The organism is Rhodococcus sp. MurmanLake-1 (genome assembly GCF_056945715.1).
The window spans coordinates 1-7856 of the sequence record NZ_JBWZNF010000034.1; the positions used below are offsets into that span (position 1 = coordinate 1).

The following is a 7856-nucleotide window of genomic DNA, read 5'->3' on the forward strand; positions in this document are numbered from 1 at the left end:
GTCGCAACTCCCATTCTCACGCCGAGGACCAGCCCGTCTACTTCAGTCCTGCGTCAGCAACGTCCATACCCGCAACAACTAGCGGTCGGGCTCGAAGATCACGAAAGTGCGTCCTGAGCCATGTTGTCCACCGGCCAGCTTCTAGCTTTTATTCCTGCGGCGCTCGTGGTCGCGGCATCGCCCGGGGCGAACAACCTTCTCGCGCTCCGTAACGGCCTCCGATCCGGTGTCCGCGCGGCGGCAACAGCATTGGTAGGCCGCTTCGTGGCCTTCGCGATCATGCTCACTTTGGTCGTGGCCGGCTTGGGTACCGTGCTCGCGCAATCACAACACCTGTTCGAGTTACTCAAGTGCTACCTTCTGGCACTCGGTATCTGGGTGATCTGGCAGACCCGACCCAGTCGATGGACATGGATCGAGACCCGCCCTGTGTCATCGGTGAGTGGCAGCTCTAGGTTGGTGATTCAGGAGTTCACCACAGCAGCAGCCAATCCGAAGGCACTGCTTCTGTTCACCGCGTTCTTGCCGCAGTTCACGATGAAATCAGCCGGTCCGGTTGCATACCAACTCACGCTCCTCGGAAGCCTCTACATCGTCGTCGAGGCTTGCGCCGCTCTCGGGTGGGCGAGCGTCGGCCGATGGATACAGCAGCGAGGGTTGTCGTCGTCGACCGTTCGTCGTGTTGAGCGCTCGTCGGGTGTTGTTTTCGTCGGATTGAGTGGCTCGTTGGCTGCATCTTCGCTCACCCCGGCTACACGCTGACGATGTCTACACCGCAAGGCGACACCATCGCGCGGGGCTGGACCTTGCACTCAGCCCGGTAAAGATTCCCTCCTTGTGCGTCCAGGACATCCCGCTCCGGCCTAGGTCAACGGACGCAACACGTATCGGATGCCGAAACTCGCATGCTTCCAAATGGAAGCGAGCGGCCACAGGTCGTTGTCAGCGCCACTCGACGAAACAAACGCCGTACCAGCCTCTTCCAGCCAGGTTCATCCACGAACGGTCGACGTGCGGGCAGTCCGGCACGGCGCCTTGATTGGATTGTCCACTGACGCGGCAGCCGCTTAGGGTAGAAAGTCCTCACATAATGCGGATGAAACACCACCGAAAGTACGAGCGCGTCCCCGAAAGGGTTGAACTTTCTCCGGTTTGTGTGACTTCGAGTACTACTGGTCGGTAGCCTTCGCTCCGAGCACATAGATGTGACTCGCGACACACCAAGAACGAGTGATGTTTCGGTGCGTCGATTCCATGCCTGAGGAGCCCAATGTCCAAGAATGCCTTGGGAACCCGAGTTGTCCCCACGATGGTGATCGCTGCAGCCCTTGCATTGATAGGAGGAGGCGCCGCTACTGCTGAGGAGAATTCCTCGCTCGGTTCGTCCGGTACGCCCGCCGCTACTCCTTTGACGTTCGACGGGTGGTCGTCATGCCCCGTCGAAGACCTCGATGTCGCGACCTGCGCGACTGTTGTGGTGCGCGGCGGTTCGATGAAAATAGGGGGACTGACCGTGCCCGTCCCCGACGGCGGACTGAAGATCGCCGGCGGAGTCAAGTACGCCACCCAACCCGACGGCAGCTTCGTCGAAACCTTCGTCCCCAAGCCAGACGGCCGAAACGGGGTGTACTCGAACCCGATCTCCGTGCCGGGCGGGGCAATCGGAATCGACACTCCACTGAATCTGACCCAGATCACCGCAACAGTCGAAGCTGTTGGGCTACCGAACATCAAGGTGCTCGATCAAGAGTTGACGATGCCGGTACGACTGAAACTGTCGAACTCGTTGTTGGGTAACAACTGCTATCTCGGCTCCACGGCGAACCCGATCAACCTGCACCTCACGACTACCGGTAACCCGCCCTCGGAGCCCATCGGCGAATATCCCGGAGCAGTGTTCCCTGCCGTTCAGCACACCGACAATCTCTTCGCAGCTCCCGCCGCTAGCGGGTGCGGGGTCTTCGGTGCGCTCAACTGGGCGGTGAACCTGCGAGCAGGAACCCCCTCGGCCAGCGGAAAGAACTCTCTGACCACTTCCAGCGACGTCTACACCGTCGCCGCGCGCAAGGTACGACCGCCGGCAGCTTCCGCTGCGCAGACAGCCGAGCCCGCAGCTGTGGCACAGATGGGAGCCGCCGGGTAGAGATCGCACCCGCCTTAATTTCTTTCGACTGACGGTTCACCCCAAAGGTATTCGACAGAAAGGCGCGTCACATGTCATCACGCACAATGCTCGGGGCGTTGGGGGGTAGGCGTGGCAAGCATGGCCATTCGTGGTTGATCGGACGGGAGTTCAAGTGTTGGAAACAAAGATCGCTAGGTGGGGCCAATTCGCGGTAGCGCCCGAAGGCCTGACGATTATCGCTGCACCACGCCTAGGGCCGATATGGCTGCGGCGGCACTTGTCGAGGCCATTCGCACGTCGATCCCCAGGCGAAAGGAGTCGGCCCGAGCCTCACGGGCCAACCTCAAGCGTTGTCTCGATGAAAGCCGCCAAGAACTGCACTCGGTTGGGCAAAAAATGTAACTTCCGTGGGGGTGCCCGAGACTGCATGAGATCTACCCCAACATGATTCGGGGGATCTAGAGCAAACCACAACAGCTCACACCGAGCATAATCGCCGCCATGCACTTCAGGCACGGTTCGGCGCTGACCGCCATCATCAATTCATCTGTCGCGCAAACGAAACCGAGGGCCTCATCGGCTTGCAGTAAGCCAGAAGATCGGCACCACCACCCGTCGACGAAGTGCCAGCTGGTGTGTGTTCGTATGCCAATGTCGCGTTCGTCGTCGAACACGATCGCGCCGATAGGCGTCTCCCCCGTCGGGACGGGCATTCGGTTGAAGCGCCGATCTCTGCTCGACGCCGACCGTCCTTGCGCTGACCGCTACCGACGAAATTGGCTGCTGTGAACACTGATTCCCTCACTATGAGGGTTAACCGAAAACACCGGTCAGCCGGCCCCGAGCGCGAAGGACACGACATCGTGTGCGAATGGAGGCCGTGGGCCTCGCAGGGGATCAGAGGCCGTACGTGTAACGGAGGGTGGTGGGCGGCCTGATCGGCGGGTGTCGGTATTCAGTAGCCGGTGCCGATCGACATACCCGCCGGCCCGGCGTATCGCCGACACCTCCCACCCAAACCCTTGGAGCGACATGCACATTCAAAATGGTCCCGTAGCGCGCCGACAGAATTCGTCTCGCCACGGAGCCGATTTCGACAGACCAGCATCACTGCGAACAGTTCGCTCATAGTTCACTCGGTTCGAAACGACGATGTTCCCCTCGCCCGCCCCTCAGTCCTCGATGTCGGTGGGGCTCCGTTCGTATGTTGAGCCGGATGGTTTTTGATGTTTCCGCGACCACACTCTTCGACGAAACAGTTGTGGCCGAGTCTCAGCGGTTGGCGGTGAACGAAAGATCGCGGAATAGACTGTCGGCGACGAACTGCCCCCGTCCTACAACGTCGCTCCCACACAACCGGTCCGGGTGATCCTCGAACGAACCCCGCACGAGGAACCCGACTCCGAGCCCCAGCGCCAGCTCCTGACCGCCAGCTGGGGCTTGCTCCCTGCCTGGGCCAAGGATCGGAAGATGGCATCCAAACTCATCAACGCCCGCAGTGAAACCGTCACGGAGAAGCCGTCATTCAGAAGTAGTGCCACCAAACGACGGGCCATCATCCCCGCGAACGGCTACTACGAATGGATGAAGACCGAGGCAGGGAAGACTCCCTACTTCTTGCATGGAGAGAACGACGTGATCGCGATGGCTGGACTCTACGAGTTGTGGCCCGATCCTGAACTACCCGAAGATGATCCGAACAAATGGGTATGGACCTGCACCATTCTCACCCGGCCAGCTACGGATGCCACGGGACACATACACGACAGATCCCCGCTGATCCTGCCCGAATCGTTCTGGGAACACTGGCTCGACCCGAACCTCACCGACAAAGGCGAAGTCCAGGCGATGATCAATTCCGTTCCGGAGCCGCATCTCGAACCGTACGAAGTCTCGACGGCGGTGAACAGTCCGCGAAACAATACGGCGGACCTACTCAACCCGGTTTGACCGACGCAGCGCCGGCTCCTCGCTCCCGACACGGGGGACGTGTCGTTTCTGCAGTTCAGCCCTGTCGGGCGCTGCTGTGATGAAGAGGTTGTCTCGTTGCGGGACATCGGTGAACTGCTCGGGATCTCGCATCAGCGCGTGCGTCAACTCGTCAGCTGACCGGGCGCACCGAACCGACGGGGACGGCCGGCCGGTGATGTCGCCGCTGCGGCACCGATTCCCGATGCCTCAGTGGTGCCCTGCCGCAGTAAGTCGCACGTGTGAGTTGCCGTGGTCGATAGGGTGTTTGCCATGATCTGGATGCTTCGCTCGAAGCCGAGTCGCTAGGCCCTTCGGGTGGACGTTGCTGTCACTGTCGCTGAACTGCGGAGACAACTGGTCATCGTGCGAGATGTCACCGAATCTGGAAAAGCGGGCTCGGACACCTTGAATGCTGTCCGGTTGGACGCCAAGCCGACGCGGGATCATTTCCTCACTGCAGGGATGCGACTTCCCCGTATGGAACGCGAACTTGCCTTCCGGTGGGACCACGCCGCTGCGATGACGTACTGGTACCTCCACGGGGACCGGGGTTTCGCCCCGTTGGAGGAACAAGCCGCTGTGCTGCTGGCCGGTCTGCCCGACGGAGTCGACACCGCCGCCGTCGAAGCAACCATCGCCGCCATCCACGACCGCACCGAGACGCCCATTCTCCGTGTCCCCTGGCGCGGCACCACGGATCGGGTACGGACTCCGGATGAAGTGGATCAGCAGGGCTTGCGGGAACGGATGTCCAACGATCGGACCCGGTTGAAGTTCGACGAGATCCTCGACCCTGACTCAGCCAACAGTCGGCGGGCAGCACGAAATTTCGTGCCGTGGCTCGACGAGGCTCTCGACTACCTCGCTGTCACCCGAACTCACGAAGAGCTCGAGGCCGTCGCCGGGCGTTGGCGAAGTGCGCGAAACAAATACATTCACGACAACCCGCACTACGCCGACGTCGTGATCAGGCCGCAGTCGTAGGCACTGGCAGGGATCGCCGAGAGGTCGCCACCCGTGACGTCGAGCTCGGGCAAGGTGAATCGGGGAGTGAGAACACTGCGGTTGACTGTTGCAGGAGAGCATTCGTGCGCGCACGCGTGCGCGCATCGGTGCACGCATAGCTTCGCGCTGAGGGATGCTTCGTCAGAGAATGGTCTCGAATCGCTGGTTGTGATCGGTTTCTCGCATGCGGTGACTCAATCAGGGAGAGCGGTCGGGTATAGATAGCGAGCATGAGCGAGAACATCACGACCGGTGGGACCTATCCGACTAAAGGTCGCGAAGGGATGGATGAACTCGAAGCGGTGGGCCGTCGACTGATCGTCGACGGGTACTTGCGGGGCGATTCGGTGTTCACTCCGGGCGAGCCGGTGTGGTCGCGGGCGAACTTCGTTGAACTCAAAGAGATCTACATTGACCGCCCTGATCAAAGTCAGGACAAGAATTTCTTTGAAAAGCTCACTGTGCAGTTCGCCGGCGCCAGCGATGGCGCGATCCAACTGTTCGCCGAGTTGCTGCTGACGAATGTGCTCCCGCTGTCTAATTACCTGTGGAACACCAAGTATCGGCATGTGCGGCAGGTGTTGGAGATGATGGAGCATCCTGTCGACTTTCCCACCGATGTCGTATCAGTGACTGGTGTGGGGGCTTTCAACGGTGGAACGGCGTTTGGTGTTCGGCGATGGTCGCAGTTGTGGCTCCTGATCTACTTCGGCCTGCATGTGCACTCGTTGAGCGCGGAGGAACGGGAGGCTCTCGCGACGGACCCGTTGGCGTTCCGCGATGCGTTGGCGGCTGTGCCGGCGCCGAACGAGCCTGTCCAGCGTGCTGCCGTGCGGTACCTGGCGTTCCCGAAGTTCTTCCGCCCGATAGTCAACGCGGGACACCGGCGTCTGATCCGGGACACCTTTGCGTCGTATCTCCAGCGCTCGGTTTCTGACGATGTCGACGTCGACCTTGACGAGATCATCCGTGCTTTCGAAGCCGAGCAGAACGGCCCCGTCGATTTCTACCAGGAGCCGTGGAAGTCGATGTGGAAGCCGGTCAAACCGCCCAAGAAGGTTGACGCGACCGATGACGATGTCGATGAGGTCGAAGGTTCCGACGACGAATTGCTCGTTCCGACACCGGAATTCTCCATCGTGGATCCGGACCAAGAGCTGGCGGACTCGTTGCATGTGGACCTCGGTTGGCTGGCCAGGTGCACCGATCTGCTGCGTGATCGCCCGCAACTGATCTTCTACGGCCCGCCCGGTACCGGGAAGACGTACATCGCGAAGACGTTGGCTCGGCATCTCGCCGGCCCGGACAACGTCACCATCGTGCAATTCCACCCTGCCTACAGCTACGAGGATTTCTTCGAAGGCTTCCGGCCCACCCCGCGCAGCGATGGGCAGGTCGGCTTCGAACTCAAACCGGGCCCGATGCGCCGCTTGACCGACCGCGCCCGCAAGCATCCGGATCAGTTGTTCGTGCTGGTCGTCGACGAGATCAATCGCGGAAACCTCGCCAAGATTTTCGGTGAGTTGTACTTCCTGCTCGAATACCGCGACGAGGCAATCGATCTGATGTACTCCTCGGGCGATGCCGAGCCGTTCACTCTGCCACGCAATGTGGTCATCATCGGCACGATGAACACCGCGGACCGCTCGATCGCTCTCGTGGACACCGCCATGCGCCGCCGCTTCGGATTCATTCCGCTGCACCCAGCGCAGGAGCCCACGAAATCGGTCCTGAGACGTTGGCTCACCGCCCGCAAGTACCCGCAGCGTGTCGCGGACCTGCATCTTGCGTTGAACGCTGCCATCGACGATCCGGACTTCCAGATCGGACCCTCGTATTTCATGCGCCCGGCGGTCCACAGTGATGGGGGATTGGCGCAGGTATGGGACAGCGCGATTATCCCGCTGCTCGAGGAATTCCACTTCGGTGATCGCACCGTGGATCTCGAAGCCCGATACGGCCTTGCTGCTCTGGAGAAGAGCCTGACCACCGGTGAATGACCCAGTTACGGTGACCCTCTTCGAGCGGCCACCATGCGGTTACGGCTGCGCCGGCTGCCTGGTGTGCCGCCCGCAGGTGGCGTTGACGCCGGAGGGAGCTGCCGCGTTCGCGGCCACAGGACTGGTCACGGTCACACCCACGACCACTCCCGGAGTGTTCACACTGACCGCCACCAGGAAAATCGGCGCCGTGACCATCGGTGCTCTCACGGTGAGGGTGGAACCGAAAACACCGATCAGCCGCGTGATGTGGATGATGGGATACGTCCGTGACCCTGCGTGGTGGTCGCAGCACACCGCACTCGCCGACACGGATACCGACCTGGTTGCGGCGTTGGCCGAAGCGTTCGTCGTGGCAGCCGAGCGCGCGACTGCCCGCGGGTTGCTCTCCGGCTACCGCGAAGTCGAAGACTCGGGCCCGGTCTTGCGCGGGCGGCTACGCGCGGGCGATCAGATCACCCGACGCTTCTTCGCTCGCCTTGCCTGTGGAGATCCGCTACGACGAATACGACGAAGACATCGCCGAAAACCAGCTGCTGCTCGCCGCCACCTTGATTCTGCTCGATTCCGCGGTAGTCCCGCCCCGTCTGCAGACGAGGTTGGCCAGGCTCCGCCGCGCCCTCGCAGACGTCACACCGCCCAACCTTGGTGCCGAACCGTCCCCGGCGCGAACGAGAGTGAACGAGCGCTACCACTGGGCATTGCAGTTGTCGGAGTTGATCACCGAGCATCGGTCCATCGAGCACCGCATCGGG

General features: G+C 61.4%; 6 protein-coding genes and 2 pseudogenes. 7 read left to right on the forward strand and 1 reads right to left on the reverse strand.

All coding sequences use genetic code 11. The annotated features are described in order from the left end of the window. The first annotated feature begins 120 nt into the window (after positions 1 to 120). The 3 genes and pseudogenes from AC2ETI_RS32290 to AC2ETI_RS32300 all read left to right on the forward strand — a co-directional run. On the forward strand, positions 121 to 762 hold the full coding sequence (locus AC2ETI_RS32290; RefSeq protein WP_483635021.1) for a LysE family translocator: 642 nt from the start codon (positions 121 to 123) through the stop codon (positions 760 to 762). Positions 763 to 1270: 508 nt separating this feature from the next. After that, positions 1271 to 2143, forward strand: coding sequence for a hypothetical protein (locus AC2ETI_RS32295; protein WP_483635022.1), 873 nt, complete (start codon positions 1271 to 1273; stop codon positions 2141 to 2143). A gap of 1290 nt (positions 2144 to 3433) precedes the next feature. Continuing rightward, positions 3434 to 4075 (forward strand): annotated as a pseudogene (locus AC2ETI_RS32300) (SOS response-associated peptidase); the annotation flags it as partial. A 143-nt stretch (positions 4076 to 4218) separates the two neighbouring features. Here AC2ETI_RS32300 and AC2ETI_RS32305 read toward each other — a convergent pair. Beyond that, positions 4219 to 4368 (reverse strand): hypothetical protein, encoded by a 150-nt coding sequence (locus AC2ETI_RS32305; protein ID WP_234552708.1) that lies wholly within the window; start codon positions 4366 to 4368, stop codon positions 4219 to 4221. A 43-nt stretch (positions 4369 to 4411) separates the two neighbouring features. On the opposite strand from AC2ETI_RS32305, the gene AC2ETI_RS32310 reads away from it, so the two are divergent. The 4 genes and pseudogenes from AC2ETI_RS32310 to AC2ETI_RS32325 all read left to right on the forward strand — a co-directional run. Next, complete coding sequence (locus AC2ETI_RS32310) at positions 4412 to 5080, forward strand: hypothetical protein (protein ID WP_483635023.1); 669 nt, start codon at positions 4412 to 4414, stop codon at positions 5078 to 5080. A gap of 251 nt (positions 5081 to 5331) precedes the next feature. Beyond that, entirely contained in the window at positions 5332 to 7101 is a 1770-nt protein-coding gene (locus AC2ETI_RS32315; protein WP_234552706.1) for an McrB family protein, read from the forward strand. Positions 7102 to 7318: 217 nt separating this feature from the next. Continuing rightward, positions 7319 to 7510, forward strand: a pseudogene (locus AC2ETI_RS32320) (hypothetical protein); the annotation flags it as partial. 76 nt (positions 7511 to 7586) lie between these two features. Next, a partial coding sequence (locus AC2ETI_RS32325; protein WP_483635024.1) for a 5-methylcytosine restriction system specificity protein McrC occupies positions 7587 to 7856 on the forward strand: 270 nt, incomplete at its 3' end.